We start from the raw sequence: 19,087 nt of genomic DNA on the forward strand, positions 1-19,087 counted from the left end.
TATTATTTCATCGGGTTGGCGGGTACTTTGACCTGGCTTTGGGCATCCAGCGCCATATTCAGATTCAGCACATTGACGACGGATTCACCGAAGAAATTAGGTGTCGCTTTTTGTACATTATCATCAATCAATTGCTTAACCTCAGACAACGGCATCTGGCGTACCGTTGCTATGCGCGGTGCCTGATAGTAAGCCGCTTCCAGCGAAATCTGTGGATCTAAACCACTACCAGAAGCGGTGACTAAATCAACCGGAACCGGGCCGGTTTGGGTGGGATTGGCCTGATGCAGGGCTTTAACACGTTCACTAATGGCTTGATCCAGTGCCGGGTTACTGATAGCCAGATTGCTGCCGCCAGAAGCCATTGGATTATAAGGCATATCCGCTGTTACCGACGGGCGACCAGCAAAATAACCCGGTTGGGTAAAGTTCTGACCCAGCAATGAGGAGCCAACCACCTCATCACCCAGCATCACCAATGAACCGCTAGCTTGATGTGAGAACATCAATTTTGCCAAACCGGTGGTCAGCAGAGGATAAGCTATCCCGGTAATCAGTGTCAGTAATATCAGTAAAACCAGTGAAGGTCGCAGGTATGACATTTTATTTGCCTCTTAAATAACGCTTAAACCGGCCACAACCATGTGCTGTGGCCCATTGCTGAACACTTGATTAGTGTGACTTCAACTCATCATCACGGCGCTTAGCACCAGATCGATCAGTTTTATCCCGACAAATGGCACCAGTAAGCCACCCAGCCCATAGATCCACAGGTTACGGCGTAAAAGGGCAGCCGCGCTCATCGCCTTGTAACTCACCCCTTTTAGCGCCAACGGGATCAGGAACACAATCACCAGTGCGTTAAAAATAACCGCCGACAGAATGGCTGACGCGGGTGAATGCAACTGCATGACGTTCAAGGCATTTAACTGCGGATAAGTCGCGGCGAATGCTGCCGGAATAATGGCAAAATATTTGGCGACGTCGTTGGCGATACTGAAGGTGGTTAGTGAGCCACGGGTCATCAGCATTTGCTTACCGATATGCACCACTTCAATCAACTTGGTCGGGTTGGAGTCCAAATCCACCATATTGCCCGCTTCTTTAGCCGCTTGCGTCCCCGAGTTCATCGCCACGGCAACATCCGCCTGCGCCAGTGCCGGAGCATCGTTGGTGCCATCACCGGTCATCGCCACCAATCTACCTTCTGCCTGATACTGGCGAATCAACGCCAGTTTAGCTTCGGGAGTGGCTTCGGCCAGAAAATCATCCACACCCGCTTCGGCCGCAATGGCGGCGGCGGTCAGGCGGTTATCACCGGTGATCATCACCGTTTTGATGCCCATTTTGCGCAGTTCGGCAAAACGTTCTTTAATACCGCCTTTCACGATATCCTTCAGTGCCACCACACCCAGCACACGCGGCCCTTCGGCCACCACCAATGGGGTACCACCGGTGCGTGCAACACTCTCGACTGCATCTTCAACTGCCCGTGGGAAATGGCCCTGATTGGACTCAACGTGACGGCGGATAGCATCTACCGCACCTTTGCGAATCATTCTGTCTTGTACATTCACCCCACTCATGCGGGTTTGCGCAGAGAAGGGCACAAAGGTGGCATTCAGGCTGTGCAAGTCACGCTCACGCAAATTAAAGCGCTGTTTAGCCAGCACCACGATGCTGCGGCCTTCAGGCGTTTCATCCGCTAACGAAGAGAGTTGCGCGGCATCTGCCAGTTGTTGCTCGGTGACTCCGGGAGCCGGTAAAAACTCAGACGCTTGACGGTTACCCAAGGTGATGGTGCCGGTTTTATCCAGTAGCAGCACATCGACATCACCGGCGGCTTCCACCGCGCGCCCGCTGGTAGCAATGACGTTAGCACCCAGCATCCGGCTCATCCCGGCCACCCCGATGGCGGACAGCAAGCCGCCGATGGTGGTGGGGATCAGGCAAACCAGCAGTGCGACCAATACCGTAATTGTCACCGGTAAACCGGCCTGATTAGCTTCCACACTAAACATCGAGAACGGATAGAGCGTAGCGGTTGCCAGCAAAAAGACGATAGTCAGTGCTATCAGCAGTATCGTCAGCGCCACTTCGTTAGGTGTTTTGCGCCGTTTGGCACCTTCCACCATCGCGATCATCCGGTCAAGGAAGGTTTCGCCGGGGTTAACGCTGCATTCTACCACCAGCCAGTCGGACAGCACCCGAGTGCCACCGGTAACGGAAGAGAAGTCACCGCCGGACTCACGGATAACCGGAGCCGATTCACCGGTAATAGCACTTTCATCAACCGATGCGCCGCCTTCCAGTACCTCGCCATCGCAGGGCACGGTGTCACCTGCTTCGATTAATACCAAATCACCTTTGCGTAGGTTGTCAGCAGAGACTTTCTCCTGAGGTGCATCGAAGCGGGCTTCAGACAATTTCTTGGCCCAACTGGTCTTTTTCACGCCACGCAGACTCTCGGCCTGCGCTTTACTGCGCCCCTCGGCCAGTGCTTCGGCAACGTTGGCGAACAGCACAGTAAACCACAACCACAGGGCAACATTGCCGGTAAACATGGCGCTACCGCTGGCCTGACCGCTCAAAATAGCCAGCCAGATAAGGGTGGTCAGCCAACTGCCCAGATACACCACGAACATCACCGGATTACGCCACTGGACGCGCGGGTCCAGCTTCTTCACGGCATCTATCAGCGCAGTGCGAACCAGTGCAGGTTCAAAAATCGCGCGTTGTTTGCGTGTCATAGTAATTCTCTCATCAATGTGCTAACCAAATTTGCAGGTGTTCAGCCACCGGGCCTAGCGCCAGTGCTGGGATAAAGGTCAATGCGCCTACCAGCAATACGGTACCAACCAGTAAACCGATAAACAGCGGCCCGGAGGTCGGTAGCGTGCCGTTACCCGCAGGTTGCCGTTTCTTCGCCACCAGTGAACTGGCAATGGCCAATACCGGTAGGATCACACCAAAGCGCCCGAGGAACATGGCGGCCGCCAGCAGCAGGTTATAAAACGGTGTATTGACGCTCAGGCCAGCAAAGGCACTACCGTTGTTATTGGCAGCAGATGAAAGGGCGTACAACACTTCGCTGAAACCGTGTGCGCCAGGGTTAAGAATTCCTGCTCGCCCGGCATCGGAGCACAGCGCCAGCGCGGTGCCCAGTAGCACGATGGTCGGGGTAACCAGGATGGCCAGTGCGGTCATTTTCATATCGAATACATCGATTTTCTTACCGAGATATTCAGGGGATCGGCCAATCATCAGACCGGCGATAAACACCGTCAGCAGGACGAACAACAGCATACCGTACAAGCCAGAACCGACGCCGCCGAACACCACTTCGCCAATTTGCATCAGCCACATCGGCACCATGCCACCCAGCGCGGTAAGGGAGTCATGCATCGAGTTGACCGCGCCACAGGATGCGGCCGTGGTCACTACGGCATAGATGCTGGTAGACAGGATGCCAAAGCGTGACTCCTTACCTTCCATATTGATATTACTGTTCGCGCCCAACTGCGTTAGATGTGGGTTACCGGCCAGTTCGGCGTACATCACCACCACCACTGCCACCACAAAAATCAGTGACATGGCCCAGATCAATGCATGGCCTTGACGGTTATCTCCCACCACTTGGCCAAAGGCAAAACACAGGGCGCAAGGGATCAGGAAAATGGCCAGCATCTGTACAAAGTTGCTGAATGCGGTTGGGTTTTCAAATGGGTGTGCGGAGTTAGCGCCAAAGAAGCCGCCGCCGTTGGTTCCCAGCACTTTTATCGCTTCCTGCGAGGCCACCGGCCCCATAGGTAGGGTTTGTTTCACCCCTTCCAGCGTGGTGATGTGCAGGTAGCTATCCAGATTTTGCAATACCCCCTGACTGACAAAAATCAGGGCGATGATCAGGGCTATTGGCAGCAAGACATATAAGGTAATGCGTACCAAATCCACCCAGGCATTACCCAAAGTGGCGGCGGAGTGGCGGGCAAAAGCGCGGATCAGGGCAAACGCCACGGCAATACCGGTGGCGGCTGACAAAAAGTTTTGCACGGTCAGCCCAGCCATTTGGCTCAGATAACTGAGGGTACTTTCGCCGCTGTAGGCTTGCCAGTTGGTATTTGTGACAAAGCTGACTGCAGTATTGAGTGCCAGATGCCACGACATCCCCGGCATATTTTCCGGGTTGAGTGGCAAAGAGCCTTGTGTCATCAGCAATACAAATAGCACTACAACGCCCATCAAGTTGAAACAGAGGATAGCCAGCGCATATTGCCAGCCATTCATCTCTTCATTTTTTACGCCGCTACAACGCCATACTCCGGCCTCAATTCTTTGTAATCCTGCAAAAGGTTCACCTTCGATTATTCGGGCTAAAAAGCTCCCCAGAGGGCGGGACAGCACCAATAGCACCAGCATGAAACTGGCGATAAGCAGAAATCCTGACGCTGCCATTTAAAAGTCCTCTGCGTTAAATAAGGCGTAAACCAGATAGCCCAGAAGCAGCAGGACCAACAACGCACCACAAACGATGCTGAAACTCACGATACACCTCCACAGGTCTGACTTTTGACAACCAAGTTGTTAGTCACAACAGCTTAGGGAGACGGGCGAAAAGTTCTTGATAAAAAAGGAGGGTGGGGTGTAAAAAAAGTATAAAAACGGTCAAAAAAATGACACAAACTGAGTGTAATTTAATCAGTTGACGTGTGGGTTATTTAACGGGATGCGTTAAATGCGCTTTCATGCGGTGAATATGTTTAGTTTGCCAGTAGGTAAACAATATGTGAACGAAATATAACCAGAGTTGGTTTTAAATTAACTCAAACGTAACAAAATTACAGGATTGGCCGTTTTAATCTGTTTTTTGTGTAAATTAGTGGTCGGATGAGTGGTAAAGTTTCAATCAATGCGGTAAAATTTTGTTCAGTTTCCAGATTTACTTATTTTACTTTCAGCGCCACGCGGTAAACCGGCCTTCCTTTATTTATCGGGCCAATTCACTACACGACGGCGTTTTAAAAGGAGGATCGTATGTCCATGTACAACGCATATCCATTACATCAGGTTCTCTTGCGCCGTAGCGCGGTGATCCTGCTGGGTTTATTGGCGCTGCCAGTGATGCTTTTCCGTAAAGATCGTGCCCGTTTTTACAGCTACCTGCACCGTGTCTGGGCGAAAACCAGTGATAAACCGGTGTGGTTGGCGCAATCTGAATCGGCGATTCAAGATTTTTACTAAGAGACATCAATCGATTTCATCGTGGTAAACACGCTGTAAAATAGATGGCCCGTGAGTTAGCACTCGCGGGCTTTTTTATTGCCCACGTAAATGTGTTTAGGTAAAGATATCAAGCAATACCGTAGTTCTCTGGCGACAACTGTTATGATGAAATAAATGATGTGATATTTATGGCAGTAAAAATTGGGGAGAACAGCATGTCAGGAACCCATCAGCCGATGCACAGTGCTGAATATGACCAGGTGCGCGATGAACTCGATGCGTTATGTGCCACTGGAATCACCCGTGGCAAATTAATGACTTTTCACAGCCGCTATAAATTGGTGCTGCTAGCGCATTCGCAGCCTGAATATAGAGAGATCGGCCCATTTATTGCGTCGATGGATAAGTGGCCTTCGCTGGCGGAGTTTACCGCTGAATATCGCCAGCGTTTACTTCACTTATTGTCTCATCAGCCGACACCCGCTAATCACACCAATGTGTTAATGCATGTGCAGGGCTATTTTCGGCCTTATCTCACGTCAGCTCAGCGTCAGGCTTTGGCGCAACTTATTGATCAATACCGTACAGGTGAGCTGCCCTTGAGTGTGCCGGTTGTGCAGATAAAATCATATCTTGCTGAATTTACTAATGATTATCTGTCTGAACAGCACTATTTTACTTTTTACTGCGCGCAAGGATAAGGTATGGCAACGCATCTGGTCTGGTTTCGTAATGACTTACGTATCACTGATAATCTGGCGCTGAATGCGGCGTGTCAGGACCCACAAGCAAGGGTCATTGCGCTGTTTATTGCCACGCCTAAGCAGTGGGCCGCACATGATATGGCACCGCGTCAGGCGGCATTTTTGCAGCAAAATCTGCAACTGTTGCAGAGTGCTCTCGCTGCGAAAAGCATAGCGCTGCATTATCATCAATGTGATGATTTTCAGGATGCAGTTATCTGGTTGGATAACTTCTGCCAGCAGCAACAGGTCGATGCACTATTTTATAATCAGCAGTATGAATTGAACGAACGGCGGCGGGATGAGGCATTGGCGGTGCGGCTCAACAGTGGAGCGAACGGTAGAAATATCACCTGCCACCGTTTTCATGACAGCTTATTATTGCCGCCAGGCAGCGTCCTGACCGGTAATAACGAAATGTATAAAGTGTTCACGCCATTTCGCCGCGCTTTTATCCAACGATTACTTATGAGCGATAACGCATGTGTTCCGGCACCGATGGCTCGCGATAACATGGCTGCCGCGACATCATTCCCCCCGCTCTTATTTGATTATCCGCAACAGCCGGTTGACCCTATTTTGTTCCCCGCCGGTGAAGACGCGGCACTGCAGCGTTTGCGCAGTTTCTGTCGTGAGCAGGTACAAGATTATCACCAGCAACGTGATTTCCCTGCGGTGTCAGGTACCAGTTGCCTGTCACCTTATCTGGCGCTCGGCGTTTTATCACCACGTCAGTGCTTTAACCGCTTGCGTGCGGAGTGCCCGGCCGGGCTGGAAAATCCAGACAGCGGCGCTTTCACCTGGCTTAATGAGCTTATCTGGCGTGAGTTCTATTGCCATTTGTTAGTGGCCTATCCGCGTTTATGCCAGCACCATCCCTTTATCGGCTGGACTGATGCAGTAATATGGAATCACTCGGAACTGCAATTAACCGCCTGGCAGCAGGGGCGCACAGGGTATCCTATTGTTGATGCCGCTATGCGGCAGTTGAATGAAACCGGTTGGATGCATAACCGCCTGCGGATGATCAGTGCCAGCTTTTTGGTTAAAGACTTATTGATCGACTGGCGTGAGGGTGAGCGCTATTTTATGGCGCAATTAATCGACGGCTCACTGGCCGCCAATAATGGTGGCTGGCAGTGGGCGGCTTCAACGGGTACTGATGCGGCTCCCTATTTTCGTATTTTTAATCCCACCACGCAGGGAGAGCGCTTTGATAAAGACGGCGCTTTTATTCGCCGTTGGCTGCCAGAACTGGCTGCGGTACCCGACAGTGATATCCATCAGCCGTGGCGTTGGGCCGATCGGCAACAACGGCATTTGGATTACCCACTGCCGCTGGTGGACCATAAGCTGGCCAGATTGGCTACACTGGCGGCATTTGAAACCGCTAAGCGGGATGTTCGTAAGGACCCCTAATCACAAGGAGCCGTCATGTTTTTGACCGATATTTCGACCAGACCTGCATTCTATCTTGATAAAATTGCGCGCAACGCCGTTAAAACGGGCCTGATTTTATCGTTTAGTGTTTATAGTTCGCTGTCTGCTGCGGGTTTTGAGGTGGTGGCGCTTGGCGTGGATGGTGGTGTTAGCGATAGCAATTTGACCTCTTATCTGATTCGTGATGACAGCCAACCGGTCTATTTAGCGCTGGATGCAGGCTCTCTCTTGCCGGGCATTGCCAAAGCATTAGATAAAGGCAATTTCTCTGATGTGACCGAGGAAAAGGCGGCTCCATTGACTCGGCAGGGCTATATCTTTCGCCAAAGTATTAACAGCTATTTTATCAGTCATGCCCATCTTGACCATGTTTCCGGTCTGATTATCGGCTCACCGCAAGACAGCAAAAAGACCATTTATGGCTCCGCTGATACCATTGACGTGTTGCGCAACTACTATTTTAACTGGCGTGTCTGGCCGAACTTTACGGACAGTGGTAGTGGTGTCCGGCTGGGAACCTACCGTATGCAAATGGTGCGTCCTAATCAGCCCTTGAGCCTGGGGCTAACGCGTTTGACCGGTGAGATGTATCCACTGAGTCACGATAAATCGCCATCTTCTATGTTGCTGATCAGTAACAATAATCAGTCCTTTGCCTATTTTGGCGATACCGGCCCGGATGAGATAGAAAAGTCAAAACATCTGGATGCGGTGTGGCGCAAACTCGCTGAAAAGGTTAAACAGCAGCAATTAAAAGGGATGATTATTGAAGTTTCTTATCCAAATGAGGTGGCTACTGGCAAGCTCTATGGCCATATGACGCCTAAATGGCTATTGAAGGAACTGAAAAGCCTGGAGAAATACAGTGGTGAAGGTCAGCCATTAAAAGGATTGCCGGTGGTGATCAGCCATATAAAACCGTCATTTAAGCAGGGCCAGGATGTGCGTAAAGTGATTGCGGATGAGTTAGCGCAAGGTAATGATATGGGGGTTAACTTTATCCTGATGGAACAAGGCGATAGCCAGAAATTCTAAATATTCCCTTCATACTTGAAGTCGCAGGGGGGTTGTTCGTTTGCAGCTACCTGCACCGCCAATGAGGTTGGGTATATATTTTAATGATATTGATTCAAGAACATCTATTAGTGAGGCTGATAAAATGCGCAATATAGAACTGGAAACCCTACTTAATAACCAACTGAATACTGTAGCTTTTCAAGACTATGCGCCCAATGGTTTGCAGGTTGAAGGGCGGGCAGAAGTAAAGCGTATTATCACCGGTGTGACGGCCAGTCAGGCACTATTAGATGCCGCAGTTGAGCAGCAGGCAGACGCTATTTTGGTTCATCACGGCTATTTCTGGAAAAACGAACCGGTAGTCGTGCGCGGTATGAAGCGTCATCGCCTAAAAACACTGTTAACTAACGATATCAATTTGTATGGTTACCATCTGCCACTGGATGCACACCCCGAATTGGGTAACAACGCACAACTGGCAAAATTACTCAATATTAAGGTGTTAGGCGAAATTGAACCGTTATTACCCTATGGTGAGTTTACTACGTCGTTAAATGCAGTGATTTTACGTGAGCGGCTGGAAAAATTATTGGAGCGGCCTGTTTTGCATTGTGATGATCAGGCACCCGCCGATATCCGACGAATTGCCTGGTGTACCGGCGGTGGGCAGGGATATATTCAGCAAGCCGCGGAGTTTGGTGTGGATGCATTTATCACCGGCGAAGTTTCTGAACAAACAATTCATATTGCCCGCGAGATGGGGGTGAATTTTTATGCGGCGGGGCATCATGCCACCGAGCGTTATGGCATCAAAGCACTGGGAGAATGGCTGGCTGCACAACATCAATTAGAGGTTATTTTTATCGATATACCTAATCCAGCCTGACACCATGCGATATGCACCGGTAATCAGTATCGGTGCATAATTTTCTTCTGATATCTCCCTCTCAAAACAACATTAAGACCTATATAAAACAAGGTTTTATCCTCTCTCTGGCTATTTGAAATTATCATCTGGCGGTGCTTGGGAGATAAAACGGCAGTTTTTAAGCATATCTTCCCGCTTTACTCTGATTCTAAATAAGAAAAAAATCGTATTTATCTTCCTGTCATGGTCGAAAAACGCTAAAAAGAAGTATTTATAGGGATTAATATTGACCTTTTTATCAGGTTTAGTGATTGCTCGCGGCTATTGGATAATTCAGTTCTATTGACAGTGACCAGACGCTAACGCATAAATATAAACTTATAACGAGTATTTATATAAAAAATGAAAACTAGAAATTAATCAGGGGGACGGGAGTGCAACGAGCGCGATGCTATTTACTGGGAGAAAGTGCGGTGGTTCTGGAGCTAGAGCCGCCGGTGACATTAGCAAGTCAGCAACGAATTTGGGGTTTGGCTGACAGGCTGATTCATCATCCCGATGTCGTTGAAGCGATTCCGGGAATGAACAATCTGACCCTGCTACTGACAGACCCACACAATACCGCACTGGATGCTATTGAACGGTTACAACGCTGGTGGGAAGAGAGTGAATCACTGGTGCCTGAATCACGCGATATCACTATTCCGGTGATTTATGGCGGTGAGGCAGGGCCGGATCTGGCTGAAGTGGCACGTCATACCGGTATGAGCGAACGTCAGGTGGTTGAGTGCCATGCGGGTGCGAGCTATATCGTCTATTTTCTCGGTTTTCAACCGGGATTTTCTTATCTGGGCGGGATGCCAGAACAGCTTGCCACACCTCGCCGTGGGGAACCTCGTTTAGTGGTAGCCCCCGGTTCTGTTGGCATTGGCGGCAGCCAAACCGGTATCTATCCACTGGCAACCCCAGGTGGCTGGCAACTGATTGGCCGTACTTCATTGGCCTTATTTAATCCGTTAGAGATGCCGCCAACCTTGCTACGACCTGGTGATAATGTGCGCTTTCTGCCTTTAAAGGAGGGCGTATGCTGAAGATTATTCGTTCAGGTATTTACACCACGGTACAAGATACTGGCCGTGGTGGTTTTCGTCGCTTAGGCATTAGTCAGGGCGGAGCACTTGATTTACCGGCGCTGAGTATGGCGAATATGCTGGTGGGTAATGATGCCGGTGCCGCTGGACTGGAAATCACGCTGGGGCAATTTACCGCTGAATTTACCCAACCGGGCTGGATTGCGGTTACTGGCGCGGGTTGTAATGCGATGCTCGATGATCAGTTGCTTTGGACGGGATGGCGTTATCCGGTCAAGCCGGGCCAGCAGTTGAAACTCAGTGTGCCGTATCGTGGGATGCGCAGTTATCTGGCGATTTCGGGTGGTATTGATGTGCCGGAAATGCTGGGCTCACGCAGCACTGACCTGAAAGCCGGTTTCGGTGGGTATCTGGGGCGGCTCATCAAAGAGGGCGATGTATTGCCATTGGGTAAGGCAACCCGTTTGCCGCGTGAATCAGTCGGTATTAAACAGTTGTTGTTTGGTAACCGCGTTAGAGCACTGCCGGGGCCGGAATATCATGAGTTTGATGATATCGCACAGGGGGTATTCTGGCGTGAGGCGTGGCAACTCAGCCCGCAAAGTAATCGGATGGGATATCGCCTGACCGGGCGTGAACTGGCCCGCACAACTGATCGTGAGATGTTGTCGCACGGCTTGTTACCCGGCGTGGTGCAGGTTCCTCATAATGGTCAGCCAATCGTATTAATGGCTGATGCGCAAACGACTGGTGGTTACCCGCGTATTGCCTGCGTGATCGAAGCTGATCTCTACCATTTAGCGCAACTTCGCCTTGGGGAATCGGTGCATTTTGTGCCTTGCACTGTAGAGGATGCGCTCCGTGCCAAGTCTGAACAGCAGCATTTCCTACAACAGATTGAGTGGGGTTTGCAGCCAGGGTTCGATGCGACGGAGGTTGAATGAAAATTGATTTAAATGCAGATTTAGGTGAGGGCTGCGCCAATGATCAGGCGCTGCTGCAAGTGGTGAGTTCCGCCAATATTGCTTGCGGTTTTCATGCCGGAGATGCGCAGATCATGCGTCAGTCGGTGCGTTGGGCCATTGAATATGGTGTCGCTATTGGCGCGCATCCGAGCTTCCCTGATCGGGAGAACTTTGGGCGCACCGCAATGCAACTTCCGCCCGAAACCGTCTATGCCCAAGTGATTTATCAACTGGGCGCGCTGGCCGCCATCGTCCACGCTGAAGGTGGCGTAATGCAACATGTTAAGCCACATGGCATGTTGTATAACCAGGCGGCGGTCGATCCGCTGCTGGCAGATGCGATTGCGCAGGCAGTAAGGGCGGTTGACCCATCGCTACGGCTAGTGGGGTTGGCGGGGAGCGAATTAATCCGAGCCGGTGAGCGAGCAGGTTTAGTGACCCGACAAGAAGTCTTTGCCGACCGCCGCTATCAAGCGGATGGCACCTTAGTGCCTCGTAGCCAGCCGGATGCGTTGATTGAAAGTGACGAGCTGGCCTTGTCACAAACCTTAGCGATGGTGATGCGTCATCAGGTTCAAGCCCGTGATGGCAGTTGGGTGGCAGTTCAGGCTGATACTGTCTGCGTACATGGTGATGGCGCACATGCATTGGCCTTTGCGCGCCGTTTACGCGGCAGTTTTCAGCAGGAAAATATCAGCGTTAGTGCGCAGTAATCGGGCTATAAAAATCATAACCGTCTGGCCCGGCGGAAGGCAGTTATCCATTAAATCGACTTCAGGACAGGAGAATCACCTTGGAACAAACGGTAAATCTTTGGCCGCTGATTGGGATCGCGGCGATCGTCATCGGGTTTTTACTGCGTATAAACGCAGTGTTGGTGGTAATTACCGCTGGCATTATCACCGGTGTCGCAGCGTTAATGCCAATAGCGACAATTTTGGAAAAACTGGGCGAAGGGTTCCTTAATACCCGCAACTTGCCACTGATCTTGTTACTGCCATTGGCGGTGATTGGCTTGTTAGAGCGGCATGGCTTAAAAGAGCGGGCGCAGGCGTGGATTTCGCAAATTAAGAGTGCCACGTCCGGGCGTTTACTGATTGTGTACCTATTTGTGCGCGAAGCCACAGCCGCGTTGGGCCTAACCAGCCTTGGTGGTCACCCGCAAATGGTGCGGCCATTACTGGCTCCGATGGCTGAAGGGGCGGCGGAAACCCGTTATGGAGAACTGCCGGAGAAAGTGCGTTATCGTCTGCGTGCGATGTCGGCCGCGACCGATAACGTCGGGCTGTTCTTTGGCGAAGATATTTTTGTCGCCTTTGGTGCGATCATCTTTATGCATAACTTTATGTTGGAATCGGGCGGTATTCAGACCGAACCGTTACACATTGCACTGTGGGGGATTCCGACCGCAATTTGTGCCTTCCTTATTCATGCTTATCGCTTACAACGTTTAGATAAGCATCTCGCCGCTGAATTGACGGCGCTGAATCAGTCGGCTCAGGCTGCCAAGGGAGACGCAAAATGATTTTCCAACAACAATACCTCTATTGGCTGGCCGGTGCGGTCTTACTGATCGTGGCCGTTATGTCTTTTCGCGATAAAGCCAATCCGCGTCGTATCACCACCGGGCTATTTTGGGGGTTGTACGGGCTGGTTTTTCTGGTGGGCGACTGGACTTATCGCCTGGCGAATACGCTGGCGGGGGAAGGGCCGGATGAGAAACGCATTCTGAATATTACCGTCGGCGTGGTGGTGGTCATTATGGCGCTGATTGCCGGTTTTGGTGGCGTTAAGCTGGGCAGCTACCATCAGCGTACCCCAGAGCAACGTGAGATTAGCGCCAAGCGCCTGGGTAACCGGTTGTTTATTCCTGCGTTGGCGATTCCTGTGGTCACCGTTATCGGTGTGCTGCTGTTTAATAATATTCCAGCACTGGATCAATGGCTGTTTGGCACGGGCAACCATGCCACATTGGTCACGTTGTTCTCGATGACGGTCGGCTGCGTGCTTGGCTTGCTGATTGCGGTGTTCCTAACCCACGAAACGGCAGCACAACCGGTACAGGAAGCACGCCGTCTGCTGGACTCTATCGGCTGGGCCTTTATCCTGCCGCAGATTTTAGCCACCCTTGGTCTGCTGTTTACCACCGCAGGCGTGGGCACTGCGATTGCGCATTTGACCCAGGAATATCTGGCGGTAGATCATCGTTTTATCGCCGTGGCGGTCTATGCTATCGGCATGGCACTGTTAACCATGATCATGGGTAATGCCTTTGCCGCTTTCCCTATCGTGACGGCCGGTATTGGTATCCCGATTCTGGTGTTACAACATGGCGGTAACCCGGCGGTGATGGCCGCTATCGGTATGTTCTCCGGCTATTGCGGAACATTGATGACACCAATGGCTGCTAACTTTAATATAGTTCCGGCGGCATTATTAGAGTTGCCGGACAAAAATGCGGTCATTAAAGCGCAGATTCCAACTGGGATTACCTTGCTGATTGTTAACGTATTTTTACTCTATTTCCTGATGTTTCTCTAGGAGCGGCGATGCGAAGCGTACTCATTACCGGGTTTGAGCCATTTGGCGGGGAGCGGGTTAATCCTTCCTGGGAAGTGGTGAAACAGCTAAATGATTTGATGTTGGGCGGGATCAGAGTGGTGGCTCGCCAGTTACCCTGTGCTTTTGGCGAGGCATTGGATGCGCTGAATAAGGCGATAGATGAAGTTCAACCGGTGCTAGTGCTAGCGATAGGTCAGGCGGGGGGGCGTGCTGATATCACTATTGAGCGCATCGCAATTAATATCGATGACGCGCGAATTCCAGATAATCTGGGTCAGCAGCCGGTAGATAAACCGATAGTGGCAGATGGCCCGGCGGCTTACTTTACTCGTTTACCGATCAAGGCGATGGTGCAGGGCATTCGTGACGCAGGAATTCCGGCCTCGGTGTCACAAACCGCAGGGACTTATGTCTGTAACCATGTGATGTACGGGCTATTACATCGGTTAAATCAGTTCAATAATGAGGTAAAGGGCGGTTTTATTCACATCCCTTATCTGCCGGAGCAGGCGGTTGATCACCCCGGTGCGCCGAGTATGTCAACATCATCGGTACTGATTGCGTTGGAGTTGTCTATCTCTATTGCTTTGCAAATTGAGCACGATTTGCACATTTCAGGTGGTGCAATTCACTGATTTACCAATAAAAAACGCCACCAGAAGGTGGCGTTGTCTGTTTTATCAGAACACTAAATTTGCTTATTTCTTCAACTGGCTCTTAAAATCACGCTTCGCATAACCGGTATAAAGTTGACGCGGACGGGCAATTTTTAGACCTTCCTCATGCATTTCATTCCAGTGAGCGATCCAGCCGATGGTACGGGCGATAGCAAAGATAACGGTAAACATTGACGATGGAATTCCTAATGCTTTCAGGATGATACCTGAATAGAAATCGACGTTTGGATACAGTTTTCTCTCAATGAAGTATGGGTCGTTCAGCGCAATATGCTCCAACTCCATCGCCACTTTCAACAGGTCGTCTTCCAGCTTTAATTCCTTCAAAACGGCATGACAGGTATCGCGCATCACCGTGGCGCGTGGATCGTAGTTTTTATACACACGGTGACCAAAGCCCATCAGACGGAACGCGTCATTCTTATCTTTGGCACGGCGGATAAATTCAGGGATGTGCTCAACGGTTTTAATCTCTTCTAGCATCTTCAGGCAGGCTTCGTTCGCGCCGCCATGAGCTGGCCCCCACAGGGATGCAATACCTGCGGCAATACAAGCAAATGGGTTAGCACCCGATGAGCCGGCGGTACGCACAGTCGAGGTGGATGCGTTCTGTTCGTGGTCGGCATGTAGGATGAAAATACGATCCATCGCAAGTTCTAACACCGGGTTAATTTTATATTCTTCACATGGGGTTGAGAACATCATATTCAGGAAATTGCCGGCGTAAGACAGGTCATTGCGCGGATAAACAAACGGCTGACCGATGGAATATTTGTAACACATCGCAGCCACGGTCGGCATTTTAGACAGCAGGCGGAAAGCGGTGATTTCACGATGGCGCTCGTTGTTGACATCCAACGCGTCATGGTAGAAGGCGGCCAGCGCGCCGGTCACACCACATAAGACGGCCATCGGATGTGAGTCGCGGCGGAACCCGCGGAACAGACTGGTTATCTGCTCGTGGATCATGGTGTGGCGAGTTACCGTGGTTTTGAACGTTGCATACTCTTCAGCCGTGGGGACTTCGCCATACAGTAAGATGTAACAGACTTCCAGATAGGTAGACTCATTTGCCAACTGGTCAATGGGGAAGCCACGGTGCAGCAAAATACCTTCATCACCGTCGATATAAGTGATTTTTGATTCGCAGGATGCGGTAGAGGTGAAGCCGGGATCAAAGGTAAAATAACCTTTCGAACCTAAGGTGCGAACATCGATCACCTTCGTGCCGAGGGTCGGGGTGGTAACCGCCAGTTCGATCGTCGCTCCACCTGCCAGATTCAGCGTTGCTTTTTCTTGGTCTTCATTTTTGCTTTCGTTAGCCATTACAGTCTCCTTCGCGCTTATTTTAAAAACCTCTAACAACTGAAATGTCTTAGATGCCCGCTGGGTCATCACCTCATCGGCACGGCTCTGTTTTATTCACGATTAAAACATGAGTTAGGGTACAGAGTGTCTCACCAATGCGGCCAGCGATCCGAGGGTTTGGATTGATGGCGACGTTACGAAGTTGTTAACAATTTGTCGAATACTTATCGTCTAGGGTTCGTAGCCTACGATATCTATGGGGACATTCACTCAATACACTGTTGCATAACTTAAGCTTATGGGGAAGTGTATCTGGCGACCTTTAGTACGTCATAGGGCTTATTTCTACCCTAGTTGTAATGGAAATGTTTATTCTTTGTCAAATCAGATAATTAATTTTATATAAATTGTGTGAATCGTGATCCTAATCACTGTTCAGGGGAAATGTCACCAATGAGTTTGTGTGGGAATTGTAATAAGAATGTGAACCCCCTATACTGCCGCCAGGTCTCCGGATTACCCTGAAGTAGGAGCACCCAGCGTTATACAGAACACGTCATTTAAGCATTGAGGATGTTATGTTTAAGTGTGCGATGTGAAGGGTTTCGACTCTTAACGCTGTCTGATCCCCACCCAGGCCCGGAGGAAGGAAAATAATAAGAGCTGTGTGGGCAAAACCGTGAAAAAACAAAGACCTGTCAACTTGGATCTTCAAACAATCCGATTTCCTGTTACTGCGATAGCGTCCATCTTACATCGAGTCTCTGGCGTCATTACCTTCGTTGCTGTGGGTATCCTCCTCTGGCTGTTAGGTTTGTCTGTTTCCTCGCAAGAAGGATTCATGCAGGCCGCGGCTATCATGAATAGCTTTTTTGTTAAATTCATCTTCTGGGGAATACTCACCGCGCTGGCTTATCACGTTTGCGGTGGCATCCGTCACTTGCTAATGGATTTCGGCTATATCGAAGAGAGCTTGGCCGCGGGGACCCGCTCCGCCCAAGTCGCTATGGTGTTAACCTTGGTGCTGTCAGTTTTAGCTGGAGTCCTTGTATGGTAAGCAATGCTTCTGCGTTAGGGCGTAATGGCGTACACGATTGGTTGTTACTACGTGCTTCTGCCATCGTCATCACTCTTTATATTCTGTATATCTTGGGCTTTGTTGTTATTGTCCCAGACATCACCTATGAAATCTGGCGTGGCTTCTTCGCCTCGCACATCACAAAAGTATTTACCCTGCTGACATTATTATCGATTCTGGCTCACGCCTGGATTGGTCTGTGGCAGGTATTAACGGACTATATAAAACCGCTGGCGATACGACTGGTGTTACAACTGGCCGTGGTGATTACGCTGTTGGTTTATCTGTTGTATGGAACCATTGTGGTGTGGGGTGCATAAATGAATCTGCCAGTCAGAGAGTTTGACGCTGTTGTCGTCGGTGCAGGTGGCGCAGGTATGCGCGCGGCCCTGCAAATTTCACAAATGGGGCTGTCTTGCGCCCTGATATCAAAAGTATTCCCAACCCGTTCCCATACCGTCTCTGCGCAGGGTGGTATTACTGTCGCACTGGGTAATACCCATGAAGATAACTGGGAATGGCATATGTATGACACGGTAAAGGGTTCCGATTATATCGGTGACCAGGATGCCATTGAATATATGTGTAAAACTGGCCCTGAAGCGGTGCTTGAATTGGAACACATGGGGTTACCGTTCTCCCGTTTAGAAGATGGCAGCATTTATCAGCGGCCATTCGGTGGGCAGTCGCGCAACTTCGGCGGTGAGCAGGCAGCGCGTACTGCGGCTGCCGCTGACCGTACCGGTCATGCACTGTTACACACCCTTTATCAGCAAAACCTGAAAAACCACACCACTATATTCTCTGAGTGGTATGCGCTGGATTTGGTGAAAAATCAGGACGGCGCGTTTGTCGGCTGTACCGCTATCTGCATTGAAACCGGCGAAGTGGTCTATTTCAAAGCGCGGGCCACCGTGTTGGCTACCGGTGGCGCTGGTCGCATTTACCAATCAACTACCAATGCGCACATTAATACCGGTGACGGTGTTGGCATGGCGCTGCGTGCCGGAGTACCGGTGCAGGACATGGAAATGTGGCAGTTCCACCCAACCGGTATTGCTGGTGCGGGCGTGTTAGTCACGGAAGGTTGCCGTGGTGAAGGCGGTTATCTGCTGAACAAGCACGGTGAGCGCTTTATGGAACGTTATGCCCCGAACGCTAAAGATTTGGCGGGTCGTGATGTGGTGGCGCGTTCTATTATGATTGAAATCCGTGAAGGCCGTGGCTGTGATGGCCCGTGGGGCCCGCACGCTAAATTGAAATTGGATCACTTAGGTAAAGATGTGCTGGAATCCCGTCTGCCGGGCATTCTTGAGTTATCCCGCACCTTTGCCCACGTTGATCCTATCAAAGAACCTATCCCGGTTATCCCAACCTGCCATTATATGATGGGCGGAATTCCGACCAAAGTGACCGGTCAGGCCATCACCGTTAATGAAAAGGGTGAAGATGTTGTCATCCCAGGTTTGTTTGCGGTCGGTGAAATTGCCTGCGTTTCCGTCCACGGTGCCAACCGTCTGGGGGGCAACTCATTGCTGGACTTGGTGGTGTTTGGTCGCGCAGCCGGGATGCATCTGCAAGAGTCTTTGATGGAGCAGGGCGCTAGTCGCGATGCCAGCGAATCAGATATTGAAGCTTCATTGGCGCGAATGAATCGTTGGAACAACACCCGTTCAGGTGAAGATCCGGTTGAGATCCGTAAAGCACTGCAATCCTGTATGCAGCATAACTTCTCGGTATTCCGTGAAGGTGATGCGATGGCTAAAGGATTAGAAGAGCTGAGAACTATCCGTGAACGTCTGCAAAATGCCCGTCTGGATGATACTTCCAGCGAATTCAATACCCAGCGTATTGAATGTTTGGAATTGGATAACCTGATGGAAACGGCGTTTTCCACTGCCGTGTCAGCAAACTTCCGTACCGAAAGCCGTGGCGCGCATAGCCGCTTCGATTTCCCGGAACGTGATGATGCCAACTGGTTGTGCCATTCGCTCTATTTGCCAGACACCGAGAGCATGACCCGCCGTGAGGTAAACATGCAGCCTAAGTTACGCGCGGCCTTCCCGCCGAAAGTGCGTTCTTACTGATGTATTTACCGAGTTAACCCGTTGCGGAGGA

The 19,087-nt window shown here is 50.6% G+C and carries 19 protein-coding genes; 14 read left to right on the forward strand and 5 right to left on the reverse strand.

Features of this window, described 5'->3' with window-relative positions; translation table 11 throughout:
• Positions 1-2: 2 nt before the first annotated feature.
• From kdpC to AT01_RS22620, 4 genes are all read right to left on the reverse strand, one after another.
• Positions 3-602 carry a potassium-transporting ATPase subunit KdpC gene (gene kdpC, locus AT01_RS18640; protein WP_042548200.1) on the reverse strand — a complete coding sequence of 200 codons (600 nt, stop codon included), beginning with the start codon at positions 600-602 and terminating at the stop codon, positions 3-5.
• Between the two features lie 81 nt (positions 603-683).
• Positions 684-2,750, reverse strand: coding sequence for a potassium-transporting ATPase subunit KdpB (gene kdpB / locus AT01_RS18645; RefSeq protein ID WP_042548201.1), 2,067 nt, complete (start codon positions 2,748-2,750; stop codon positions 684-686).
• A 13-nt stretch (positions 2,751-2,763) separates the two neighbouring features.
• Positions 2,764-4,452, reverse strand: coding sequence for a potassium-transporting ATPase subunit KdpA (gene kdpA, locus AT01_RS18650; RefSeq protein WP_042548202.1), 1,689 nt, complete (start codon positions 4,450-4,452; stop codon positions 2,764-2,766).
• Positions 4,453-4,542: a K(+)-transporting ATPase subunit F gene (locus AT01_RS22620; protein WP_033850939.1), complete on the reverse strand. Its 90-nt coding sequence runs from the start codon at positions 4,540-4,542 to the stop codon at positions 4,453-4,455.
• A 489-nt stretch (positions 4,543-5,031) separates the two neighbouring features.
• Between AT01_RS22620 and AT01_RS18660 the strand changes: the two genes are divergently transcribed.
• The 11 genes from AT01_RS18660 (at position 5,032) to pcp (ending at position 14,541) form a co-directional block, all read left to right on the forward strand.
• Positions 5,032-5,238 (forward strand): YbfA family protein, encoded by a 207-nt coding sequence (locus AT01_RS18660; protein WP_042548203.1) that lies wholly within the window; start codon positions 5,032-5,034, stop codon positions 5,236-5,238.
• A gap of 197 nt (positions 5,239-5,435) precedes the next feature.
• The gene (locus tag AT01_RS18665; RefSeq protein WP_042548204.1) at positions 5,436-5,921 is read left to right on the forward strand and encodes a YbgA family protein; all 486 of its coding nucleotides are present in this window, start codon (positions 5,436-5,438) and stop codon (positions 5,919-5,921) included.
• A gap of 3 nt (positions 5,922-5,924) precedes the next feature.
• Complete coding sequence (gene phrB / locus AT01_RS18670) at positions 5,925-7,382, forward strand: deoxyribodipyrimidine photo-lyase (protein ID WP_042548205.1); 1,458 nt, start codon at positions 5,925-5,927, stop codon at positions 7,380-7,382.
• A gap of 15 nt (positions 7,383-7,397) precedes the next feature.
• Positions 7,398-8,438: an MBL fold metallo-hydrolase gene (locus AT01_RS18675; protein WP_042548206.1), complete on the forward strand. Its 1,041-nt coding sequence runs from the start codon at positions 7,398-7,400 to the stop codon at positions 8,436-8,438.
• Between the two features lie 124 nt (positions 8,439-8,562).
• Complete coding sequence (locus tag AT01_RS18680) at positions 8,563-9,306, forward strand: type 2 GTP cyclohydrolase I (protein ID WP_042548719.1); 744 nt, start codon at positions 8,563-8,565, stop codon at positions 9,304-9,306.
• Positions 9,307-9,722: 416 nt separating this feature from the next.
• Positions 9,723-10,379 (forward strand): 5-oxoprolinase subunit PxpB, encoded by a 657-nt coding sequence (gene pxpB, locus AT01_RS18685; RefSeq protein ID WP_042548207.1) that lies wholly within the window; start codon positions 9,723-9,725, stop codon positions 10,377-10,379.
• A complete protein-coding gene (gene pxpC / locus AT01_RS18690) occupies positions 10,373-11,323 on the forward strand; it encodes a 5-oxoprolinase subunit PxpC (RefSeq protein ID WP_042548208.1) in 951 nt (316 codons plus the stop codon). Before pxpB ends, pxpC begins: the two co-directional genes overlap by 7 nt.
• Entirely contained in the window at positions 11,320-12,057 is a 738-nt protein-coding gene (gene pxpA / locus AT01_RS18695) for a 5-oxoprolinase subunit PxpA (protein WP_042548209.1), read from the forward strand. The genes pxpC and pxpA overlap by 4 nt, the downstream gene beginning before the upstream one ends.
• Before the next feature lie 80 nt (positions 12,058-12,137).
• Complete coding sequence (locus AT01_RS18700; RefSeq protein ID WP_004700697.1) at positions 12,138-12,869, forward strand: DUF969 domain-containing protein; 732 nt, start codon at positions 12,138-12,140, stop codon at positions 12,867-12,869.
• Positions 12,866-13,885, forward strand: coding sequence for a DUF979 domain-containing protein (locus AT01_RS18705; RefSeq protein WP_042548210.1), 1,020 nt, complete (start codon positions 12,866-12,868; stop codon positions 13,883-13,885). The genes AT01_RS18700 and AT01_RS18705 overlap by 4 nt, the downstream gene beginning before the upstream one ends.
• A gap of 8 nt (positions 13,886-13,893) precedes the next feature.
• The gene (gene pcp / locus AT01_RS18710; protein ID WP_042548211.1) at positions 13,894-14,541 is read left to right on the forward strand and encodes a pyroglutamyl-peptidase I; all 648 of its coding nucleotides are present in this window, start codon (positions 13,894-13,896) and stop codon (positions 14,539-14,541) included.
• A 63-nt stretch (positions 14,542-14,604) separates the two neighbouring features.
• Here the strand turns inward: pcp and AT01_RS18715 are convergent, their stop codons facing one another.
• Positions 14,605-15,909, reverse strand: coding sequence for a citrate synthase (locus tag AT01_RS18715; protein ID WP_004700693.1), 1,305 nt, complete (start codon positions 15,907-15,909; stop codon positions 14,605-14,607).
• A 649-nt stretch (positions 15,910-16,558) separates the two neighbouring features.
• On the opposite strand from AT01_RS18715, the gene sdhC reads away from it, so the two are divergent.
• The 3 genes from sdhC to sdhA are packed head-to-tail and all read left to right on the forward strand — an operon-like array spanning position 16,559 to position 19,056.
• On the forward strand, positions 16,559-16,948 hold the full coding sequence (gene sdhC / locus AT01_RS18720; protein WP_042548212.1) for a succinate dehydrogenase cytochrome b556 subunit: 390 nt from the start codon (positions 16,559-16,561) through the stop codon (positions 16,946-16,948).
• Positions 16,942-17,289: a succinate dehydrogenase membrane anchor subunit gene (gene sdhD / locus AT01_RS18725; protein WP_042548213.1), complete on the forward strand. Its 348-nt coding sequence runs from the start codon at positions 16,942-16,944 to the stop codon at positions 17,287-17,289. Before sdhC ends, sdhD begins: the two co-directional genes overlap by 7 nt.
• Complete coding sequence (sdhA, locus tag AT01_RS18730) at positions 17,290-19,056, forward strand: succinate dehydrogenase flavoprotein subunit (protein ID WP_004700689.1); 1,767 nt, start codon at positions 17,290-17,292, stop codon at positions 19,054-19,056. It begins immediately after the preceding gene.
• Positions 19,057-19,087: the final 31 nt, after the last annotated feature.

The sequence above is a fragment of the Yersinia aldovae 670-83 genome (genome assembly GCF_000834395.1).
GTDB lineage: Bacteria > Pseudomonadota > Gammaproteobacteria > Enterobacterales > Enterobacteriaceae > Yersinia > Yersinia aldovae.